Origin of the sequence: Stenotrophomonas sp. 610A2 (assembly GCF_030549615.1) — a bacterium.
In the GTDB taxonomy this organism is placed as follows: Bacteria; Pseudomonadota; Gammaproteobacteria; order Xanthomonadales; family Xanthomonadaceae; genus Stenotrophomonas; species Stenotrophomonas pigmentata.
Genome location: NZ_CP130832.1, coordinates 1,922,225 through 1,941,904, shown reverse-complemented (window position 1 = coordinate 1,941,904; position 19,680 = coordinate 1,922,225). Strand labels below are relative to the sequence as shown.

Below are 19,680 nucleotides of genomic sequence, written 5' to 3'. Positions count from 1 at the left end.
GAGCGTAGATGCAGCAAGGGCTTCAGGCTGATTTCTGTTCCGCAAAGTGCACCAGTTTGATCTTTGGAAAGCCTTGCAGGGCAACGCTATGTAATCGGATCGAGGAAAGAATATCAGGCCTCAACCTTGCCCGCCCCAAGCGCGTCTTGATCGATCCCGGCGACAAGATCCTGTAGCCATGCTTGGTGTGCCAGAAAGCTGTTCAAACCATCCTCAGCAGCCTCCCTTGATACAAGGAGGCGTTCGAGAAACCGGAAACCAACCTCATCGGCAGCAGCGTGCAGGTCTTCCTGGGACACATCAGACTCGTAGAGATGGTCAAAGCGCGTCGCCCAGAATCCCTGCTCGGTGCCAGCCAGCCGACGCAAGCCTTCAGGAAGTTCGGCGCTGAACTCAATGAACTCAACACCGCCCGGCTTCAACCAGACGCCAGCAACCATCATGTCGCGCTCCCAAAGCGGAACCAAAGCTGGCCCAGCAGGTACCTTGGCGCGGTGGTAAACGTAGTGCGGCGGCCCAAGGCAGACATCCTTGAAAACCCGATGGAGGCACTCCCCCGCTGCCAGCTGGATCAGCGCCTTGGACAAGCCAAGTCGCCTCAGTTCGGTCAACCTTGCATCCCGCTCGATCACTGTCATACCAGTTCTCCCACGCCCAATCTGCCAATACCCAACGGGAGCGCAGCGCTTGCAAGCAATAGCAACCGGTCCACTGTTTTCAGGGCATTGCGGAACGCCCCGCGAAATTGCGGAAATGAAAAAAGCGACAAAAGTCGCCTAAGTCATTGTGCCCGGAGCCGGAATCGAACCGGCATGGCCTCGCGGCCGGCGGATTTTAAGTCCGATGCGTCTACCAGTTTCGCCATCCGGGCATCGCAATAGCGTGCCTGATTGAAGCCCAATTGTGAATCACGAAGATTGGCTATGGTGCCGGACTATGCCGGCAAGGTCGGTCAACCGATGGCCCGCGAGTAGCGTGCAGGCTGCTGTGCGGCCTTCAGGTAGCGGTCGAAGCACATCGCGATCAGGCGCAGCAGGGGCCGCCCCTGCTCGGTGGCGGCGACCACGCCATCGCTGTAGCTGACCAAGCCATCATCCTGCAGGTGTTGCAGGGCAATCAGCTCCTCGGCGAAGTAGATATCGAAATCCACGTCATGCTGGCGCGCCAGCGCGCGGCCATCCACGCTGCCATGGCACATCAGCTGCTGGATCAGCTCCGCACGCAGCATGTCGTCGCCGTCCAGCTCCAGTCCGCGCCAGACCGGCAAGCCGCCCTCCGCAATCCTGGCCTCCCAGTCCTTGAGATCGCGCGGGTTCTGGCTGTAGCTGTTGTCGATGTGGCTGATCGCGCTGACGCCCAGCCCCAGCAGGTCGCTGTCGGCATGGGTGGTGTAGCCCATGAAATTGCGATGCAAGCTGCCGGCACGCTGCGCGCGCGACAGGTCCTCCTCCGGCAAGGCGAAATGATCCATGCCGATGTACTGATAACCGGCAGCCGACAGCCGTTCGACCGCCAGCCCCAGCAGCGCCAGCTTCTGCTCGGGATCCGGCAGATCGCGGTCCTGGATCTGTCGCTGCGCCTTGAACATATGCGGCAAGTGCGCGTAGCCATAGATCGCCAGACGATCCGGGCGCGCACTGATCACCGTGTCCAAGGTCCTGCCAAAACCAGCAAGGGTCTGCAGCGGCAGGCCATAGATCAGGTCCACGTTGACCGAACGCATGCCGTTGTCGCGGCAGGCCTGGATGATGGCCATCGTCTCGTCCACGTCCTGCATGCGATTGATCGCCTGCTGCACCTTCGAGTCGAAGTCCTGGATGCCGAGGCTCGCGCGATTGAAGCCCAGCTCCGCCAGCACGGCGATGTCGTCCACGCTGACCGAGCGCGGGTCCAGCTCGATCGAGAAATCACGCGCGCTGCTCTGGCTGAAATTGAACAGCTTCTGCAGCCCGGCAATCAGTCGACGCAGCTGCGCGGGCTCGAGGAAATTCGGCGTACCACCGCCCAGGTGCAACTGCACCACTTCGCGTTCGCGTGCGAACAGCGGCGCCAGCCAATCCGCTTCCACCAGCAACTGGTCGACGTAATGCTCACCCTTGCTGCGGTCGCGACTGATGACGCGGTTGCAGCCACAGTAGAAACACGGGCTGCTGCAATACGGAACATGCACGTACAACGACAGCGGCCGGCCCGCCGCATTGCTGCGCGATACCGCCGCACAGAACTGCGCCTGCCCGTAACCATCATGGAAATGCGGCGCGGTCGGATAGGACGTATAACGCGGGCCAGGCCGATCGTGCCGGCGCAGCAGGTCCGCATCGAAAGTCCAGCCCAGGGCGTTTGAGGTCGTCAGCAGCGGCGTGTTCATGCGCGCAGCTTGCCTGCGCGCCCGCCTGCTCGCCTTGAGTTAGATCAATTCGGCCCATTCATGAATGGAGCCGGCTAGCGAAGCATTCAGAGTATCGGGAACGATGGCGCGTGATAACGACGCCAGATGGAGCCGGCAACCCGCCCGGCCGCCTCGTCGGCCAAGGCCTGCATTGCGGGGTTTCCCAGCTCGGCAGTGGTCTGCGCGAACAGCGCCAGCCAGCGCTCGAACATCGGCCATTCCAACCCGGGAATAGCCAGGTGCTTGGGCATCGGTGCGCCACTGAAGCGCGAGGTCCCGCGCAGCAAGGCCGACCAGAAATCCACCAGCTGCTGCAGATGCACCTCCCAATCGTGCACCCGCGCCTCGAATATCGGCCCCAGCACCGCGTCCTCGCGCACCCGCGCATAGAAGCGCCGCACCAGCTGCTCAACCTCTTCCTCGCTGCATACATCCGGCCCAGCCCGCACAACCCACCTCCTGTCAGCTAACCAGAACCTACTACGCCCAGCCATGGCCTGCTTGATCAGGATCAAAGACGGCCGCCTGCTCAGCCCCTAGCCTCGCACACTGGGTCATCAGCTACTGCCGGAACGCAGCGCTGCAGGGCTCGATTCTATTCCTTCGCAACGAGGTCCCCGGGAATCCTCAATGACCGCTCCAGCCGACTCCAGCAGCCTCTCGCTACCGATGATCCAACGCCTGGGCGCCGTGGTGTGGCCCAGTTTCTTTGCCGCGGCAGTGATGTCGGCGGCTTGCTTCGCGTTCATCGACCCGCTGGAGCTGCAGCAGATCAGCTTCCCGCAGCATGCCATCAGCCGTGAGCTGGGCTACTCGCTAGGCTTCTTCATGTTCTGGGCCGGTACCTTGTGCGCCTGCACGGTAACCGCCCTGCTGATGCGCCCTGCACGCGAACAGGAGGAATCCTTCGAATGAGGCCCGTGCGCAGCATCGGCGAAGCCAGCGTTGGCACCGTCCGCAAGCGCGATACCCTGCGCCAGCTCACCACCACGGCAATGCTGGCCGCGTTCTACGGACTGCCGTGGCTGCACTGGGGCGGCACACCGTGGCTGTTGTTTGACATCGATGCCCGCCAGTTCCAGATCGCCGGCATCGCGATGCAACCGGAGCAGTCACTACCACTGTTATGGCTTGCGATCGCTGCGCTGGCCCTGCTCTGTCTGGTCACCAGCCTGCATGGGCGCCTGTGGTGCACTTACGCCTGCCCGCAGACGGTACTGACCCGCCTGTTCCGCAGGCTGACCCGCCTCACCGATTTCCGCTGCCCGGCAAAGCCGCTGGGAGCGCCGCTGCGGCATGCGCTCTGGGCGCTGATCGCGCTGTGGACCGGCATCAGCTTTGTTGGCTACTTCAGCCCTATCGACAAACTTGTGCACGGGGCACTCACGTTCTCGCTCAGCGGCTGGGAATGCTTCTGGATCAGCTTCTACGGCCTGGCTACCTGGGCAAACGTGGTCTACCTGCACGAACAGGTCTGCAGCTATCTCTGCCCCTATAGCCGCGTACAGGGCCTGATCGCCGATGCACGCACGCCCTGCATTCAATACAACGCGCCCCGCGGCGAGCCGCGCGGCCCCCGTGATCGCGACAACGCCAGCGTGCTGCATCGATCGCGCGGCCTGCTCGACGCAACCACGGCCGCCGACTACGTATTCCGCGCCGCCCACCCAGCGATCGCCGGGGCCATGCCCAACTTCAGCCCAGTCCATCTGGGAGACTGCATCGACTGCGGCGCCTGCGTCTCGGCCTGCCCGATCGGACTGGATATCCGCAACGGCAGCTCGATCAGTTGTATTGCTTGCGGCAACTGCATGGACGCCTGCGACGATGCCATGGCCACGAGCCACTACCCGTTGGACCTGATCCATCGCGCCCGCCCGGCCAGTGATGGCGATGCCGCCCCATCTGGATTGCGGATCAAGCCGCTGGCGTTCGCCGGCATCACGCTGCTGTGCGTCGTGCTGGCTGCATTCACCGCTGCAAGCATCTAGCCGGACGCAACCTGTGGGATCAGCTGGCACGAGCCTCCAGACGAAAGCCTGGCTTGTCTGTAGGAGCGGTGTCAGCCGCGAAGCTGACAGTGCTTGAGCCATTGGCGTCCATGCCATCTGATGATCTACCGGCTTCGCGGCTGACGCCGCTCCTACAAAAGCCTTGTGCTGATGATCTACCGGCTTCGCGGCTGACGCCGCTCCTACAAAAGCCTTGTGCTGATGAACTGCCGGCTTCGCGGCTTGCGCCGCTCCCACAAGTGCCTTGTGCGCGGGTGGTGCCGGTACACTCGCACGGCATGCATACCCTTGAAGATCTCGAAAACGGCGCGCTCAACGGCGCCCAGACTGTTCGCCTGGTCAATCTGGGCCTGACCGAATTCCCGCAGGCGCTGTTCGCCCTGGCCGATACATTGGAAGTGCTGGATCTGTCCGGCAACCAACTCAACTCGCTACCGGATGACCTTCTTCGGCTGCACAAGCTGCGCATCCTGTTCTGCTCCAACAACCCATTTACGCAGTTACCGGCCGCGCTTGGCGACTGCGGGCAGTTGGAGATGATCGGCTTCAAGGCCTGCGCGATCGCCAATGTTTCCGAGCGCAGCTTGCCAGCACGGCTGCGCTGGCTGATCCTCACCGACAACCAGCTTCGCGAACTGCCGGCAGCACTTGGCCAGCGGCCACGGCTGCAGAAGCTGATGCTTTCCTGCAACCAGCTCACTGCCCTGCCCGACCTGAGCGACTGCAAGACGCTGGAACTGCTGCGGGTTGCCAGCAATCATTTGGAGAAAGTTCCAACAACATTGCTCGCGCTGCCGAATGTGGCGTGGCCGGCGCTGGCCGGCAATCCGCTGACCGCCGCAGCCGAACATGCTGCGCTGGCGAATGCGCATCGCCATGCCATCCACTACGACGAGCTCGACATCGGTGAGCTGCTGGGTGAAGGCGCCAGCGGCCACATTCATCGCGCCACGCTCAAGCACAGCGGCGAAGCGATCGCCGTCAAAGTATTCAAGGCGGCATTTACCAGCGATGGCACGCCGCAGTCGGAGCTCGCAGCAGGTCTGGCCGCCAGCGGCCACCCGAACCTGCTTGCACCGCTGGCGGTGGTTGAAGGCCACCCCGAAGGTCGCTTGGCAGTGGCAATGCCCCTGCTTCCGCCGATCTACGTCAACCTGGCCGGCCCGCCCAGCCTTGCCAGCTGCACACGCGATGTCTATGCAGCAGACACGCGCTTTACGCCTGCCATTGCCGAACGCCTGCTTGGCTGCATCCACTCAGCACTCACCCACCTGCATGCGCAGGGCGTGCTGCATGGCGATCTGTATGCCCACAACATCCTGTGGAATCCGGCTACCGGCGAAGCGGTATTGAGCGACTTTGGCGCAGCACTGTTAAGCGGCACGTTGCCACAAGCAGATCGCACGCGGCTGCAGACAATCGAGTGGCGCGCCTTCGCCCATCTCGAGGATGAGATCCGCGCACGTACAGAAAACTGACAGCAGGCCACGCCTGCCACTTACACGCCTCCCCGGCGCGTATGAAGTCGCGCACACGCACTCGACATACGCGGGCCTATGAGAAATCACACAAAACAAAAAAGCCCTGATTTCTCAGGGCTTTCTGCTTACTACTTGGAGGCCTGGGTCGGAATCGAACCGGCGTACGCGGATTTGCAATCCGCTGCATAACCACTCTGCTACCAGGCCAAACCATTGCACCGCCGAAGCACTACACCGCCTCGACATGAAAAGACCCCGCTGCGGGGGCCCTTTCCGATTTGGAGCGGGAAACGAGACTCGAACTCGCGACCTCAACCTTGGCAAGGTTGCGCTCTACCAACTGAGCTATTCCCGCGGTGTGGGCGAATCATACAGACTTCGGCAGGGGCGCGCCAGCGCTTTTTAACAATTCCTTTCACATAGGCTGGATGGCTGTCTGCGTCGGCTCTGCAATCCCTGTAGAGCCGAGCCATGCTCGGCTGGGGCGTTACCGGGAAGGCCCCTTGCCGAGCATGGCTCGGCACTACAGTTTCAGCCCCTCTCCCGCTTGCGGGAGAGGGCTTGGGGAGAGGACAGCGTTACGCTGGTAAGGCCCCTGCCGAGCATGGCTCGGCACTACGGTTTTAGCCCCTCTCCCGCTTGCGGGAGAGGGGTTGGGGTGAGGGGAGCTTTACGCTGGTAAAGCCCTTGCCGAGCATGGCTCGGCACTACATGTGTGTGCTGCCTGCAGCTTGGGCGGGGCTGGCGTACCATCGCGCCTCCGCCGCATCACCTGCTCCAGCCTGTTCCGATGACCCAGCAATCACACCGCGTGCAAGGCCTCAACAATGATGAAGTGGCCGCTGACTGGCCTGCCATCGATGCGGCTGAACTGGCCTGGCTATGTGATCACTACCCGCAGCTGGATGCCGGCAGCGCCCTGCTTTGGCATAGCCCGCGACCGATGTCGGCCGCCGCGATTGCCTCGGGCCCGTACGGCAAGGTCTTCATCAAACGGCATCATCGCCTGGTTCGAACAGCCGCCTGCCTGCAGGAAGAGCACCGGTTCATCACCCACCTCGCCAAAGCCGGGGTTCCGGTTGCCGAACTCCTGCGCAACCATCAGGGCGAAACCGCCGTCGAACATGGCGACTGGACCTACGAGCTGCACGCGATGGCCGCAGGCCAGGACCTGTACCGCGACGCCCCGTCGTGGACGCTGCTGACCGAAGTCGAACGCGCGCGCGCTGCCGGTCGCATGCTGGCCACCCTGCACCGCGCTTCGGCCGGTTATCACGCGCCCCAGCGCAGCACCCATCTGCTGGTCGCCCGCGATGAACTGATCCGCGCCGAGGACCCGATCGCCGCGCTCAAGGCCGACCTGCACAACCGCCCCGGGCTTGCCCGCTATCTGGCCCGCATTCCCTGGGAGCAACAACTGCAGCGCAAAGTCCTGCCCTGGCATAGCGGACTGTCCGCGCGCCTGCAGGCCGAACCTCCGCTGTGGGCGCACAACGATTGGCATGTCTCCAACCTGCTGTGGGGGCATGGCGAGAACGCGATGCAGGTCAGCGCCGTGCTCGATTTTGGCCTGGCCTCCCCTACCAGCGCGCTGTTCGATCTGGCGACGGCCATCGAACGCAACGCCATCGCATGGCTGGAACTGGAGCGCGGCGCCGAGGCGGTACGCATCGATATCGCATTGGCCTTGCTCGACGGTTACCGCGAGGTACTGCCCTTGTCGGCCGAGCGCGTACACCTGCTGGCCGACCTGCTGCCGATGGTGCATTTCGACTTTGCACTGTCCGAAGTCGAGTATTTCGAAGGTGTCACCGGCTCTTCCGCCAATGCCGATGTCGCTTGGCAGCCGTTCATGCTTGGCCACCCCGAATGGTTCGCCAGCGCGCCCGGCCATGCCCTGCTGCAGGCCCTGCACGCAGCCGCCTGAAGCGGCCCGACTCGCAAATCGTTCGCATTTGTAGTGAAATGGCGCCCTGAAGCGGGGGTGCCTGGATTTGCCAGGCTGAGAGAGTCCCTTGGAACCTGATCCGGTTTGCACCGGCGTAGGGAGCTTTGAGCAGCAGCCCTAGCGCCGTCATTGGCGCTGCGCTTGCGCGCCTTCGCTTCGTCTCCCTTGTTGCCTGAAGACGAATCGAATGAACCGCTGCCTGCGCCCCACGCTGTTGTCTCTCGCCCTGAGCACCGCCCTGCCGCTGTACGCCAGCGACACCGGCCTCGATACGGCTGCCGAACACTCCCCGACCGAACTGGCCGCCGTGCGCGTGCAGGCCCGCCAGCCGGATGCGGACAACTCCCGCGCCAACAGCTTTGGCAGTGGCGACTGGAAAAGCACGCCGGCATCGATGAACGTGCTGGACCGCGACTTCCTCGACCACCAGCAGGTCCGCTCGCTGTCCGAACTGGCCAGCAATGACGCCTCGCTGGGCGACGCCTACGCCCCGGTCGGCTATTACCAGAACGTGGCCATCCGCGGCTTCGCGCTGGATACCGCCACCGGTTACCGCTTCAACGGCATGTCGATTGCCGGCGAACAGCGCCTGGCGCTGGAGAACCTGCAATCGGTGGAAGTACTGAAGGGCGAAGCTGGCCTGGCAGCCGGCGTGATGGCGCCCGGCGGCATCATCAACTACGTCGGCAAGCGTCCGGCCGAAGTGCGCAACGTCACCCTCGGCACCGACAACGAAGGCTCGCGCTATGCCGCCATTGACGTCGGCCACTGGCTGACCCCGCGCATCGGCCTGCGCTTCAACGCAGCATGGGACGACAGCAGTTCCTACATCGAACATGCCGATGGCCGCCGCAACTTCTACTCGCTTGCAACCGACTGGCTGATCGGCGAGCGCGGCAAGCTCGAAGTGGATGCCAACTACCAGACCAGTGCGCAGCGCTCGGCCTCCGGCTATCAGCTGCTGGGCGCGAGCAAATTACCCACCGGCGTGGACCGCGAGCAGCTGCTCGGCTACCAGCCGTGGCAGCAGCCGGTAGGCATTGCCAGCACCAACATCACCGCATTGCATACCTACGACTTCAATGCGAACTGGCAGTCACGGCTGGCGGTCAGCCACAGCCGCACGGTGATCGACGACAACGTCGCCTTCGCCTACGGCTGCTACTACGCCGCCGAGTGTGCAGATGGCAGCGTGCCCGGCAATTACTTCGCCCCCAACGGCGATTACGACATCTACGATTACCGCAGCCCGGACGACACCCGTCGCAACCAGGAGCTGCGCGCAGAACTGCGCGGCAGCTTCAACACCGGCAGCATCGGTCATCAACTGATCATCGGTGCCGACCAGTTCCGTCGCACCGTGGACAAGCGCCGCAACGTCAACGAATACGTCGGCACCGTCAACATCCACGACAAGCAGCTGCCAGTATTCGAGCCCTCACCACTGACGCCCGGCGCATCCGTACGTCGCCTGGACAGCCGCCAGACCGCCGTCTTCGCACTGGACCGCATCCAGCTCAATGAAGACTGGCAATGGCTGGCCGGCGGCCGCTACGTGCGCCTGGACGAACGCGCCTACGACAAGCGCGGCAACCCGCAACGTCGCAGTCGCCTGTCGCGCTTCCTGCCGCAGACCGCGGTGATGTGGAAGGCCAGCGATAGCATCAATGCCTACGCCAGCTATGTCGAAGGCATCTCGCTCGGCCAGGAAGCACCGTTCTGGACCGCCAACGCCGATACCTTCCTGCCGGCAGTGCAGTCGCGCCAGCTCGAAGTCGGCGTGAAGTACGCCAGCAGCGAGCAGCTGACACTGGGCGCAGCATTGTTCCGCACCACCCAGCCCTACCAGTACGCAAAGCCCGACGACAGCGATGTCGGCTACACCTTTGTCGAGGAAGGCAAGCAGGCCCACATCGGCCTGGAACTGACTGCCAACGGCCAGCTCACCGATGCACTGCAGGTCACCGCCAGTGCCAGCGTATTGCAGGCACGTGCGCGCGACACCGGCACGCCGGACTACGAAGGCCATCAGCTGGTCAACGTACCCAAGCTGCGCACCAGCGTGCACCTGAGCTATGCACTGCCCTTCGTTGAAGGGCTGGACCTGACCGGTGGCTGGCGTTACGCCTCGGCCAATACCGCGCGCGCTGATGGTGCGGTACGTGCACCGAGCTACAACGTGTTCGACGCCGGGCTGCGTTTCAAGCACCAGCTGCAAGGTCACGCCGTAAGCTGGAACCTGTCAGTGGACAATGTGTTCAACCGCTTCTACTGGCGTGATACCGGCAGCAGCATGGGCGATTACTACCTGTTCCCGGGCGCACCGCGGCAGGCTCGCGTGTCGGTGAGCTTCGCGCTGTGAACAGCGCAACGCTCGAATGGTCGGCCGCGCTATGCAGCATCCTCGGCGTCTGGTTGATGGCGCAGCGGCGAATGGTTGCGTGGCCGGTCGGCCTGCTGTCGGTTGCACTGTATGCATTGGTGTTCGCCGAGGCCAAGTTGTATTCGGACACCCTGCTGCAGCTCGCCTTCGCCGTTTTCCTGGTCTATGGCTGGATCAACTGGCGGCGCCACGCCGCCGACGAAGGCAGCGTGCGCATCGTGCCCTTGTCACGCAGCAAGATGCTGCGTGACCTGGGCATCGGCCTGCTTGGCGGCATCGCACTCGGCGCAGGCATGCACAGCTTCACCGATGCATCGCTGCCGTGGCTGGACGCGCTGCTGACCGGATTGAGCCTGGTCGCACAGTGGTGGCAGGCACGCCGTCACACCGCCACCTGGTGGCTTTGGATCGTGGTCGACGTGGTCTACGTGGGCGCGTATCTGTTCAAGTCACTGCATGTCACTGCTGCGCTGTACGTGTTCTTCCTCGGCCTTGCCGTAGTCGGGCTGCGTGCATGGACTGCAGCGGCGCACACCCCGGCCGTGGAACCCGCTGCGCACGGCGCGCGCTGAACGTTCCTTGGCATCGCTACTGCTGCCGGCACCGGCAGCAGTAGTCCCCGGGCAAAAATGCCGGACAACAAAAAAGCCCCGTCAGGGGCTTTTCTTTACCTGCAGATATCACATGGAATCTGCTGGTCATTATCTGGAGCGGGAAACGAGACTCGAACTCGCGACCTCAACCTTGGCAAGGTTGCGCTCTACCAACTGAGCTATTCCCGCGGATTGAATGCAGCACCTGCCGAGCAGAGCACCAACATTCGAGATGTATCGCAAGACTGGAGCGGGAAACGAGACTCGAACTCGCGACCTCAACCTTGGCAAGGTTGCGCTCTACCAACTGAGCTATTCCCGCAGGCTTGCTACATCTATTTACTCATCAAGCCACGAATGAACACGGATCGATGCTTGAAACTGGAGCGGGAAACGAGACTCGAACTCGCGACCTCAACCTTGGCAAGGTTGCGCTCTACCAACTGAGCTATTCCCGCTTGGGAGGCGAAATTCTACATGCATTGGGCGCAGTGTCAACAGCCTGTTCACTTTTTAACTGCGCCATTCCTTGCGGCTTTTTCGTCTTCACGCAGGCTCGGCCAGGCAGCTCGCAGGTACTGCAACGCAGACACCAGAGTCAGCAAAGCGGCGATGGCCAACATCCAATCACCAATGTGGAAAACCGGCTCGCCCATCCAGATGGTTTTGTACGAGGTATTGGGTGACACCGAATACAGCAGGCACAGCAGCGCCACCATCTGCGCGGTGGTCTTGACCTTGCCGATCATCGCCACCCGGACCTTGGCGCGCTGGCCGATCTCGGCCATCCATTCGCGCAGTGCCGATACCGCGATTTCGCGACCGACGATCACCGCCGCCCAGAACGCCATCCACGGCGTCGGATGCCCCTGCACGATCAGGAACAAGGCCACTGCCACCATCAATTTGTCCGCCACCGGGTCCAGGAACGCACCGAACGCCGAATGCAGCGCATACCGCCGTGCCACCCAGCCATCCAGCCAATCGGTGATCGCCGCCAGACCGAAAATCGCCGCCGAGGCGAAGTTGGTCCAGGCATAGGGCAGGTAGAACACCAGCACCAGCACCGGGATCATCAGGATCCGCAGCAGCGTCAGCCAGGTGGGGATGGTCAATTTCATTACAACATTACTCCGCTGCCGGATCGGGTACCGACAGACCATGAAGGTTAGCGTAGATACGCGCAGCGAGGGCGGCATTGATGCCTTCCACGCGGGCGATTTCGGCCTCGCCCGCGGCCTTCAGGCCGGCAATGCCGCCAAAATGCTTGAGCAGGCTGGCGCGCCGGCGCGGGCCGATGCCGGCAATATCTTCCAGTTTGCTGGTCATGCGCGCCTTCTGGCGGCGCCCGCGGTGGCCGGTGATGGCAAAGCGATGGGCTTCGTCACGCACCTGCTGAATGAACTGCAGCGCCGGTGAGGCCGCGCCCGGGCGCAGCTCGCGGCCATCGGGCAATACCAGCGCTTCGTGACCGGCGCGGCGCTCCACGCCCTTGGCCACACCTACCAGCATCACCCCTTCCACGCCCAGATCGGCCAGCGCGGCCTGCGCCTGCGCCAACTGTCCGGCGCCACCGTCGATCAGCAGCACGTCCGGCAGCACGCCGCCCTCCTCCACCGCGCGGCGGAAACGCCGGTCGATGGCCTGGCGCATGGCGGCGTAATCGTCACCCGGCTCGATGCCACTGATGTTGTAGCGCCGGTACTGCGCGCGCACCGGGCCGGCGGCGTCAAACACCACGCAGGAGGCCACCGTGGCCTCACCCATGGTGTGACTGATATCGAAGCACTCCACGCGCTTGACCGGCTCGGCCAGGCCCAGCATCTCGCGCACCGCTTCACTGCGTGCCTGCTGTGCGCCAGCGCTGTCCATCTCGGCGACCAGGGTGATCTGCGCGTTGCGACTGGCCAGATCCACGTACCCCGCGCGTTCACCACGCACATTCCACTTCAAGGCCACCTTGCGCTCAGCCGACGCACTCAGCGCGGCCTCGATCATCTCCGCGTCCGGAATCTGCCGATCCAGCAGCACTTCGGCCGGCGGCTCATGTTCGACGTAATACTGCGAGACAAACGCGGCCAACACCTCTTCGGCGCTGTCCTCGCCATTGGTGCGCGGGAAGAACGCGCGTGTGCCCAGATTGCGGCCATCGCGGAATGCGAGCAGCATCACGCAGGCGCTGGCTCCTTGGGTTGCACAGGCCAACACGTCCAGGTCGGCTGCGCGTCCATCCACGTACTGGCGGTTCTGCATGCTGCGCAGCGACGCCACCAGATCACGCAACCGCGCGGCTCGCTCGAACTCCAGCGTGTCACTGGCCTGCTGCATGGCCTGCATCAGTTCTTCGGCGAGCTGATCGCTCTTGCCTTCCAGGAACATCGCCGCACGCCGTACCGATTCGTCGTACTCGGCCTGTGGCACCAGCTCCACGCAGGGCGCGCTGCAACGACCGATCTGGTACTGCAGGCACGGCCGCGAGCGGTTGCGGAACACGCTGTCCTCGCAGCTGCGCAGCTTGAACAATTTGTGCATCAGGTTGAGCGTCTCGCGCACCGCGCCGACGCCCGGATACGGGCCGTAATAGCGCCCGGGCACTGCACGCGGACCACGATGCAACGCAATCAGCGGCCATTGCTCGCGGGTCAGCAACACCTGCGGATAGGTCTTGTCATCACGCAGCGACACGTTGTAACGCGGGTTCAGCGACTTGATCAGCTGGTTTTCCAGCAGCAGCGCTTCGGCCTCGGTGCGGGTGACGGTAACGTCCATCCGCGCCACCTGCGACAGCATCATCATGATGCGCCGGCTCTTCGGCGAGCCATTGAAGTAACTGCCTACACGCTTGCGCAGCGCGCCGGCCTTGCCGACATACAGCAAGGTGTCATCGGCAGCGTACATCCGGTACACACCTGGCGCGGTACTCAGCGCCGCGGCGAAGGCCTTGCCATCGAATTCATTGGCAACTACGGCGGTCATCCTTCAATCGGCACTTCACTCAGTTCACCGCTGAGCGGATCAAAACGCAGCACGGCATGCGCATCTGCCTCGGCAATCCAGATGGCGCCGGCCGCCACGGCCAACGCCGCCGGGCCATGCAGGCGACGCGGCAGATTGACGGTCGAAAGATCGCCACCGCCCAGCCGCAGGGTGCGCAGCGAGCCATTGCCGGCATCGGCAATCCACAGCAACGGCGAGTCCGGCCCCATTGCCAACGCCAATGGGTATTGCAGGCAAGCGCGCAGGCGCGGGCCATCAACATTGCCCGACTCCCACGGCCCCTGCCCGACCAGCGTCTGCACCAGATCGCCACGGAGCTGCACCGAACGGATTGCCGAGCCCAATGCGTCGCAGACATACAGGGTCTGCTGGACCGCGACCAGACTGCTGGGTTGTGCGAATGCGGCCAGGTGACCGCTGCCATCGCGCACTTCCACCGCACCGGCGCCCGCCCGCCAACGCAGCTCGCGGGTGCCGAGATCGTAGCTCCAGATGTGGTTGTCGCCGGCCATGGCGATATGGACCTGGTTGTCGGCCACCGCCACGGCTGCCGGGTAATTCAGCGGGCTGTCCCAGGGCTGGGCGAGCACGCCGGCACGCGGATCACCGGCGCGGCCATTGCCGCACAGGGTATCCACCTGCCCACTGATCAGATTGATGCTGCGCAGCGCGTGGTTGCCGGTGTCGGCCACGTACAGGATCTCGCGGACCAGCGCCAAGCCCTGCGGCCGATTGAAGGCCGCCTCGCCGACGCCACCGTTGATCAGGTCTGCGCTGCCCAGGCCAAATTGCCGTAGCACGCGCCCCTCCTGGGTACATTCAAGCACCCGGTGATGGCCGGTATCGGCAACGTAAAGTCGATCCGCCGTAGCGACCAGACCGGCCGGGAACAGCAGCGGCAGACGCGGTTCGGCATTGAGTTCGCGCAGGCTGTCACCGTCATCGTCGAGCGGACGCATCACGCCTTCGCTCAGGCTGCCCAGTGCACGCTCCAGATCGCCGGCCGCGCCTACCAGGCGCTCGCGCTCCTGGCCGTAAGCATCGAGCATCAGCAAGGTCGGCCACGACTGCACATCAAATTTCCGCCACGCATCCCACTGCGCATCCAGCACGATGGGCGCGTTGACGCCCTGCCGACGCAGCAGCTTGAGGGCGTGCTGCGGCTCGCGCTCGAACTCGAATCTGGGCACCTGCACGACCAGCAGCTGCACGCGGCCAGGGTTGCGCGCCTGCCAGCGCATGACCTCGGCCACGCGCTGCATGCACCACACCGAGGCGCCGTTGACGAAGGCCAGTACCAGCGGGCGGCCACGCATGTCCTGCAGGGTCGCAGGCGCTGCATTCAGCCAGATAGCGGACGTGGGCAGTTCCGTTACGCGGTTTTCGTTCATGCAGGGATTATGCCGGAGTCGTCGCGCCGCGACAGGCGGCGCACTGTGGCCTGGGCCGCAGTATCGAGCAGTGCCCAGCTGTGCTCGAAATCTCTCACGCCACCGTAATAAGGGTCCGGGACCTCATCGGTGCCGTCGATGCCCGCCCATGGCAGCCACAGCACCGCGCGCGTCCCCAGCCCGGTCGGCGCAAGTGCCTGTGCATCGCGCAGGTTGGCGCGGTCAGCACACAGGATCAGGTCGTATGCGTCGAAATCCTCGGTCCGCAGCTGGCGCGCGCGCAGGGCTGCGATATCCACCCCGTGCTGGCGTGCACAGGCAACCGCGCGCGGGTCAGGTCCGCGCCCTGCATGCCAATGGCCCGAGGTGCCGGCTGAATCGACCTCGATCCAGCTGTCCAGCCCTGCCCCGGCAATCTTCGCGCGCAAGACGCCCTCGCCCATCGGCGAGCGGCAGATATTGCCCAGGCAGACCACCAGCAGTTTCACCGTGAAGCCCTCATCTGCGCTTCGGCGCGGTGCAGGTCTTCCGGGGTGTCGATCCCCGGCGGGAACGGCGCGGGTGACAAGCCGACTGCGATACGGAACCCAGCCTCCAGCACCCGCAGCTGCTCCAGCGATTCGATCTGCTCCAGGTTGCCGGGCGGCATGGCCGCGAACTGCTGCAGGAAACCTGCCCGGTAGCCGTAGATGCCGATATGCCGCAGCCACTGCCGCCCGGCCGGCAGCGCATCACGGCTGACGGCAAAACCATCGCGATGCCAGGGAATCGGCGCGCGGCTGAAGTACAGGGCGTCGCCCTGCGCATTACGGACCAGCTTGACCACATTGGGATCAAACAAGGTCGGGGCGTCTTCCACCACCGTCGCCAGGGTCGACATCGGCGCACCGCTGCCTGCAAGAATCGTCGCCACCGCCTGGATTCCCTCGGCCGGAGCGAACGGCTCATCGCCCTGCAGGTTCACCACGATCACGTCATCAGCCCAGCCCGCCTGGCGCGCGCATTCGGCCAGACGATCGGTGCCGGAGGCATGCGCGGGATCGGTCATCGCGACGTGGATGCCGGGTAATCCCGCCACCGCCTCCGCGATACGTGCGTCATCGGTAGCCACCCAGACCTCGCGGGCGCCGGCAGCGAGGGCGCGGCGCGCCACGTGCAGCACCATCGGCTCGCCAGCAATCAGCGCCAAGGGCTTGCCGGGCAAGCGGGTGGAGGCATAGCGGGCCGGAATGGCCACCACGAATTCGGGAACGTTACTCATCTCAACTCCTTCCAACACGCGCAACAACGGCATGCATCAACCGCGGGACAGCTTGCCCAGACGGTCGAGCAAGGCCACCCAGAACGCTGCCGGCAATTCGGCCTGCAACGGCACAGCGTAGTGCCACGCGGTCGCGAAACCCTGGCATTTGACTGCGTCTTTCTCGGTCATCAAAACCGGCAGCTCGCTACCGAAGGACAGGTCTTGCGGCGTGTAGCGATGATGGTCGGCAAAGGCATGCGGTACCACGCCGATATCACGGGTACGCAGCATCTGGAAAAACCGCTGCGGATTGGCGATACCGGCCACCGCGTGCACACGCAGCCCCGCGAATGATTTCAACGGTTTGTCGCGGCCGCCCTTCAGCGGCCTTGCAACATCGATCGACAGGCGCATCGCCCACTCACCAAAGCCGGAGTCGGCCGCCTGCTCGGCAGCGTCACTGGTCTGGCCCAGATTGACCACGCGGAAGTCGCAGTGCGCTGCGCGTGACACCGGCTCGCGCAGCGGCCCGGCCGGCAACAGTTTGCCGTTGCCATAACGCCGCACCGCATCCACCACTTCGATCTCGATGTCGCGGGCCAAGCGGTAATGCTGAAGACCATCGTCGCAGACCACCACATCGCAGCCGGCTTCCAGCAAGGCCTTGGCTGCCGCAACACGGTCCTTGTCCACGCGTACCGGCACGCCGGTTTTCCAGGCAATCAGCACCGGCTCGTCGCCGCCCAATCCCACGTCCATGTCCGCGGTGACCCAGCGCGCCGTATCGGCCTCGTCACGACCGTAGCCGCGACTGGCGACACCAGGCTTCCAGCCGGCCTCACGCAAGCGATTGACCAGCGCAATGGTCAGCGGCGTTTTGCCGGTACCTCCGGCGGTGATGTTGCCAACCACGATCACCGGCAGCGGCACCTGCCGGGCGCGCAGCCAACCGCGTCGGTACAGGCTGCGACGCAGGCCGGTTACTGCGCCATACAGGGGCGCCAGCAGTCGTGCCGGCAGCGGCACCGGTGCATCGCCATACCAGTAGGCAGGCGTTTGCGGTCCTTGCTTGGCCATCATTCCTGCCTATCGCGGAACTGCATGCTATGCAGGTGTTCGTACAAGCCGCCCAATGCCAGCAGCTCGGCGTGGGTACCACGTTCGACGATGCGCCCCTGGTCCATCACCAGCACCTGGTCTGCGTGCTCGATGGTGGACAGGCGATGGGCGATGACCAGCGTGGTGCGGTCGGGCATCAGCTTCTGCAATGCATCCTGCACCAGTCGCTCGGACTCGTTGTCCAAGGCAGCAGTCGCCTCGTCCAGGATCAGGATGGGCGCGTCCTTGAGCATTGCACGGGCAATCGCCAGGCGCTGGCGCTGGCCGCCGGACAGGCGACTGCCCTTGGCCCCAACCGGCGCATCCACGCCCTGCGGCAACTGCTCGACGAACTCGCTGGCGTTTGCTCCATCAATGGCCTGCTGCAACTGTGCGTCGCTGCGCTGCTGTAACTCACCATAGGCCACGTTCTCGGCAATGCTGCCGTTGAACAGGGTGACCTGCTGGCCTACGAGGGCGATCTGCCGACGCAGATCGGCCAGCTTGTAGTCCTGCAACGGATGACCATCAAGCAGGATCTGCCCGGCCTCGATTTCATAGAAGCGCGGAATCAGCTTGATCAAGGTCGACTTGCCACTGCCGGAGCGGCCAACGATGGCCGTTACCGTGCCCGGCTTGGCGATGAAGCTGATGTCTTCCAGCGCAGGCTTGGCCTGCCCCGCATAACGGGCAGTAACGTGACGGAACTCCAGCAGGCCATCGGCGCGCTGCAGCGGCAGGTTGCCGCTGTCCACTTCGTCCTGCGCATCCAGGACATGGAACAGGCGCTGTGCCGAGGCGATACCCCGCTGGGTCATGTTCTGCACGTTGGTCAGCTGCTTCAGTGCGGGGATGATCGCCAGCATTGCCATGAGCAGGCCGACAAAGTCACCTACCGTCAGCCGCCCGGCTGCCGCCTCGTGGCCAGCAATAAGCAGTAGTGCGGCCAAGCCAACCGCACCGATAAGCTGCACCATGCTCGAAGAGATGCTGCGCGTGGCTTCAACCTTCATCGCCAAACGCAGGTTTGTATTGGCCAGGCCCGTATAGCGATGCAACTCGGCCGGCTGCGCACCGTAGATCTTTACTTCCTGTTGGCTGGAGAGAGCCTGATCTGCTGCCTGCAGCAGATCGGCACCACTCTCCTGGATCCGATGGCTGATGCGGCGGTAGCGCTTGGCCACCTTGTTCATCACCCATGCCAACGGCGGCGCCAACACGAAGATCGCAAGCGTCACCTGCCAGCTGTAGTACAGCATCACCACGAGCGAGCCCAATGCCTGCAAGGACTGCTGCAGCACCACCTTCATCGCATCGATCGCGGCCTGCGCGACCTGGTCGCTGTCCGAGCCAAGACGCACCAGCATCGAAGGGACTGGTTCCGAGTCAAAGCGCTGCCCAGGTAGCCGCATGTACTTACCCAGCACAAGCACCCGGAAGTCACGCGCGATGCTGCGCGCAGCCTTGCCCATGCCGATATCGGTCAGGTAACCGGCTACGCCACGCAGCAGGAACAAACCAATGACAGCCAGAGGCATCCATTGGTTTATGTCCTTCGGGTTCACAAGGCTATTGGTGATCGGGCTCATCAGGACAAGGAAGCCACTGCCAGCGGCTGCCTCGATCAACATGCCAAGGCCCGCCATCAGCAACAGCGGGCGGTATGGCTTGGCGAAACCAAGTAGTCGTTTGTAGACCTTCCAGGCCGAGGCGTTATCACTCATTGCTTGGCTTCCGGCGCAGTGGCAATCGCAATCCGGCGGAACCCGAGCTGACCCAGGGCGTCCTGCGCGGTGACCACCGACTGATAGGGCGTGCGCGCATCGGCGCGCAGCAGCACGCTCTGCTCGCGGTCAGTACCGGCCAGCTGGGCGATGATCTGCTTCAGCGACTCAATGTCGGTGCGCAGTACTTCCTGGTCGTTGACGAAGTAGCGACCGTCGGCATTGACCAGCACACTCAGCGAACTCTGCGGCGCGCTGGTCTTCTGGTCGCTGGCCGTGGGCAGCTGCACCTGCAGCGTCGAGCGCGCATCAAAGGTGGTGGTGACCACGAAGAAAATGATCAGCACCAGGATCACGTCGATCAAGGGCACCAGATCGATATGTGGTTCATCCTGGGTGCGATTGCTACCAATCCGCATGT

At 63.8% G+C, this 19,680-nt stretch carries 17 protein-coding genes, 6 tRNA genes and 1 riboswitch; of the genes, 6 read left to right on the top strand and 17 right to left on the bottom strand.

The features are described 5' to 3' along the window. Positions 1–113 precede the first annotated feature (113 nt). From Q5Z11_RS08850 to Q5Z11_RS08835, 4 genes are all read right to left on the bottom strand, one after another. Entirely contained in the window at positions 114–638 is a 525-nt protein-coding gene (locus tag Q5Z11_RS08850) for a hypothetical protein (RefSeq protein ID WP_303749647.1), read from the bottom strand. A gap of 149 nt (positions 639–787) precedes the next feature. Continuing rightward, a tRNA-Leu gene (locus Q5Z11_RS08845) sits at positions 788–871 on the bottom strand. A gap of 81 nt (positions 872–952) precedes the next feature. Further along, on the bottom strand, positions 953–2,368 hold the full coding sequence (gene hemN / locus Q5Z11_RS08840) for an oxygen-independent coproporphyrinogen III oxidase (protein WP_303749646.1): 1,416 nt from the start codon (positions 2,366–2,368) through the stop codon (positions 953–955). Between the two features lie 86 nt (positions 2,369–2,454). After that, positions 2,455–2,838 (bottom strand): group III truncated hemoglobin, encoded by a 384-nt coding sequence (locus tag Q5Z11_RS08835; protein ID WP_405051664.1) that lies wholly within the window; start codon positions 2,836–2,838, stop codon positions 2,455–2,457. A gap of 181 nt (positions 2,839–3,019) precedes the next feature. On the opposite strand from Q5Z11_RS08835, the gene Q5Z11_RS08830 reads away from it, so the two are divergent. From Q5Z11_RS08830 to Q5Z11_RS08820, 3 genes are all read left to right on the top strand, one after another. Then, on the top strand, positions 3,020–3,304 hold the full coding sequence (locus Q5Z11_RS08830) for a hypothetical protein (protein WP_303749644.1): 285 nt from the start codon (positions 3,020–3,022) through the stop codon (positions 3,302–3,304). Next, positions 3,301–4,380: a 4Fe-4S dicluster domain-containing protein gene (locus Q5Z11_RS08825; RefSeq protein WP_303749643.1), complete on the top strand. Its 1,080-nt coding sequence runs from the start codon at positions 3,301–3,303 to the stop codon at positions 4,378–4,380. Before Q5Z11_RS08830 ends, Q5Z11_RS08825 begins: the two co-directional genes overlap by 4 nt. A 110-nt stretch (positions 4,381–4,490) precedes the next feature. After that, on the top strand, positions 4,491–5,879 hold the full coding sequence (locus Q5Z11_RS08820; RefSeq protein WP_303749642.1) for a leucine-rich repeat-containing protein kinase family protein: 1,389 nt from the start codon (positions 4,491–4,493) through the stop codon (positions 5,877–5,879). A 136-nt stretch (positions 5,880–6,015) separates the two neighbouring features. Here the strand turns inward: Q5Z11_RS08820 and Q5Z11_RS08815 are convergent. Both Q5Z11_RS08815 and Q5Z11_RS08810 read right to left on the bottom strand, forming a co-directional pair. Continuing rightward, positions 6,016–6,089, bottom strand: a tRNA-Cys gene (locus tag Q5Z11_RS08815). 72 nt (positions 6,090–6,161) lie between these two features. Beyond that, positions 6,162–6,237 (bottom strand) — tRNA-Gly (locus Q5Z11_RS08810). Between the two features lie 435 nt (positions 6,238–6,672). On the opposite strand from Q5Z11_RS08810, the gene Q5Z11_RS08805 reads away from it, so the two are divergent. The 3 genes from Q5Z11_RS08805 (at position 6,673) to pnuC (ending at position 10,785) form a co-directional block, all read left to right on the top strand. Beyond that, positions 6,673–7,809 carry a phosphotransferase enzyme family protein gene (locus Q5Z11_RS08805; RefSeq protein WP_303749641.1) on the top strand — a complete coding sequence of 379 codons (1,137 nt, stop codon included), beginning with the start codon at positions 6,673–6,675 and terminating at the stop codon, positions 7,807–7,809. A gap of 43 nt (positions 7,810–7,852) precedes the next feature. Further along, positions 7,853–7,948: riboswitch (TPP riboswitch) on the top strand. Positions 7,949–8,017: 69 nt separating this feature from the next. Continuing rightward, positions 8,018–10,192, top strand: coding sequence for a TonB-dependent receptor (locus Q5Z11_RS08800; protein ID WP_303749640.1), 2,175 nt, complete (start codon positions 8,018–8,020; stop codon positions 10,190–10,192). Beyond that, on the top strand, positions 10,189–10,785 hold the full coding sequence (gene pnuC, locus Q5Z11_RS08795; RefSeq protein WP_303749639.1) for a nicotinamide riboside transporter PnuC: 597 nt from the start codon (positions 10,189–10,191) through the stop codon (positions 10,783–10,785). Before Q5Z11_RS08800 ends, pnuC begins: the two co-directional genes overlap by 4 nt. A gap of 134 nt (positions 10,786–10,919) precedes the next feature. Here pnuC and Q5Z11_RS08790 read toward each other — a convergent pair. From Q5Z11_RS08790 to Q5Z11_RS08740, 11 genes are all read right to left on the bottom strand, one after another. Next, a tRNA-Gly gene (locus tag Q5Z11_RS08790) sits at positions 10,920–10,995 on the bottom strand. A 57-nt stretch (positions 10,996–11,052) separates the two neighbouring features. Continuing rightward, positions 11,053–11,128 (bottom strand) — tRNA-Gly (locus Q5Z11_RS08785). 60 nt (positions 11,129–11,188) lie between these two features. Continuing rightward, positions 11,189–11,264, bottom strand: a tRNA-Gly gene (locus tag Q5Z11_RS08780). Between the two features lie 48 nt (positions 11,265–11,312). Next, positions 11,313–11,927: a CDP-diacylglycerol--glycerol-3-phosphate 3-phosphatidyltransferase gene (gene pgsA / locus Q5Z11_RS08775; protein WP_303749638.1), complete on the bottom strand. Its 615-nt coding sequence runs from the start codon at positions 11,925–11,927 to the stop codon at positions 11,313–11,315. A 7-nt stretch (positions 11,928–11,934) separates the two neighbouring features. Beyond that, the gene (gene uvrC / locus Q5Z11_RS08770) at positions 11,935–13,782 is read right to left on the bottom strand and encodes an excinuclease ABC subunit UvrC (RefSeq protein ID WP_303749637.1); all 1,848 of its coding nucleotides are present in this window, start codon (positions 13,780–13,782) and stop codon (positions 11,935–11,937) included. Continuing rightward, on the bottom strand, positions 13,779–15,194 hold the full coding sequence (locus tag Q5Z11_RS08765; RefSeq protein WP_303749636.1) for a hypothetical protein: 1,416 nt from the start codon (positions 15,192–15,194) through the stop codon (positions 13,779–13,781). Before Q5Z11_RS08765 ends, uvrC begins: the two co-directional genes overlap by 4 nt. Continuing rightward, positions 15,191–15,682: a low molecular weight protein-tyrosine-phosphatase gene (locus Q5Z11_RS08760; RefSeq protein WP_303749635.1), complete on the bottom strand. Its 492-nt coding sequence runs from the start codon at positions 15,680–15,682 to the stop codon at positions 15,191–15,193. The genes Q5Z11_RS08765 and Q5Z11_RS08760 overlap by 4 nt, the downstream gene beginning before the upstream one ends. Further along, a complete protein-coding gene (gene kdsB / locus Q5Z11_RS08755) occupies positions 15,679–16,455 on the bottom strand; it encodes a 3-deoxy-manno-octulosonate cytidylyltransferase (RefSeq protein WP_303749634.1) in 777 nt (258 codons plus the stop codon). Before kdsB ends, Q5Z11_RS08760 begins: the two co-directional genes overlap by 4 nt. 36 nt (positions 16,456–16,491) lie before the next feature. After that, complete coding sequence (gene lpxK / locus Q5Z11_RS08750; RefSeq protein ID WP_303749633.1) at positions 16,492–17,514, bottom strand: tetraacyldisaccharide 4'-kinase; 1,023 nt, start codon at positions 17,512–17,514, stop codon at positions 16,492–16,494. After that, the gene (gene msbA / locus Q5Z11_RS08745; RefSeq protein ID WP_303749632.1) at positions 17,514–19,259 is read right to left on the bottom strand and encodes a lipid A export permease/ATP-binding protein MsbA; all 1,746 of its coding nucleotides are present in this window, start codon (positions 19,257–19,259) and stop codon (positions 17,514–17,516) included. The genes lpxK and msbA overlap by 1 nt, the downstream gene beginning before the upstream one ends. After that, entirely contained in the window at positions 19,256–19,678 is a 423-nt protein-coding gene (locus tag Q5Z11_RS08740; protein ID WP_303749631.1) for an ExbD/TolR family protein, read from the bottom strand. Before Q5Z11_RS08740 ends, msbA begins: the two co-directional genes overlap by 4 nt. Between the last annotated feature and the right edge of the window lie 2 nt (positions 19,679–19,680).

Excerpts from the sequence above, each read along its gene's own strand:
- msbA (WP_303749632.1), bottom strand. The coding sequence starts at position 19,259 with ATGAGTGATAACGCCTCGGCCTGGAAGGTCTACAAACGACTACTTGGT.
- Q5Z11_RS08830 (WP_303749644.1), top strand. The coding sequence starts at position 3,020 with ATGACCGCTCCAGCCGACTCCAGCAGCCTCTCGCTACCGATGATCCAA.
- Q5Z11_RS08800 (WP_303749640.1), top strand. The coding sequence starts at position 8,018 with ATGAACCGCTGCCTGCGCCCCACGCTGTTGTCTCTCGCCCTGAGCACC.
- Q5Z11_RS08825 (WP_303749643.1), top strand. The coding sequence starts at position 3,301 with ATGAGGCCCGTGCGCAGCATCGGCGAAGCCAGCGTTGGCACCGTCCGC.
- Q5Z11_RS08805 (WP_303749641.1), top strand. The coding sequence starts at position 6,673 with ATGACCCAGCAATCACACCGCGTGCAAGGCCTCAACAATGATGAAGTG.
- Q5Z11_RS08850 (WP_303749647.1), bottom strand. The coding sequence starts at position 638 with ATGACAGTGATCGAGCGGGATGCAAGGTTGACCGAACTGAGGCGACTT.
- kdsB (WP_303749634.1), bottom strand. The coding sequence starts at position 16,455 with ATGAGTAACGTTCCCGAATTCGTGGTGGCCATTCCGGCCCGCTATGCC.
- lpxK (WP_303749633.1), bottom strand. The coding sequence starts at position 17,514 with ATGGCCAAGCAAGGACCGCAAACGCCTGCCTACTGGTATGGCGATGCA.
- hemN (WP_303749646.1), bottom strand. The coding sequence starts at position 2,368 with ATGAACACGCCGCTGCTGACGACCTCAAACGCCCTGGGCTGGACTTTC.
- pgsA (WP_303749638.1), bottom strand. The coding sequence starts at position 11,927 with ATGAAATTGACCATCCCCACCTGGCTGACGCTGCTGCGGATCCTGATG.
- Q5Z11_RS08820 (WP_303749642.1), top strand. The coding sequence starts at position 4,491 with ATGCCATCTGATGATCTACCGGCTTCGCGGCTGACGCCGCTCCTACAA.
- Q5Z11_RS08740 (WP_303749631.1), bottom strand. The coding sequence starts at position 19,678 with ATGCGGATTGGTAGCAATCGCACCCAGGATGAACCACATATCGATCTG.
- Q5Z11_RS08765 (WP_303749636.1), bottom strand. The coding sequence starts at position 15,194 with ATGAACGAAAACCGCGTAACGGAACTGCCCACGTCCGCTATCTGGCTG.
- uvrC (WP_303749637.1), bottom strand. The coding sequence starts at position 13,782 with ATGACCGCCGTAGTTGCCAATGAATTCGATGGCAAGGCCTTCGCCGCG.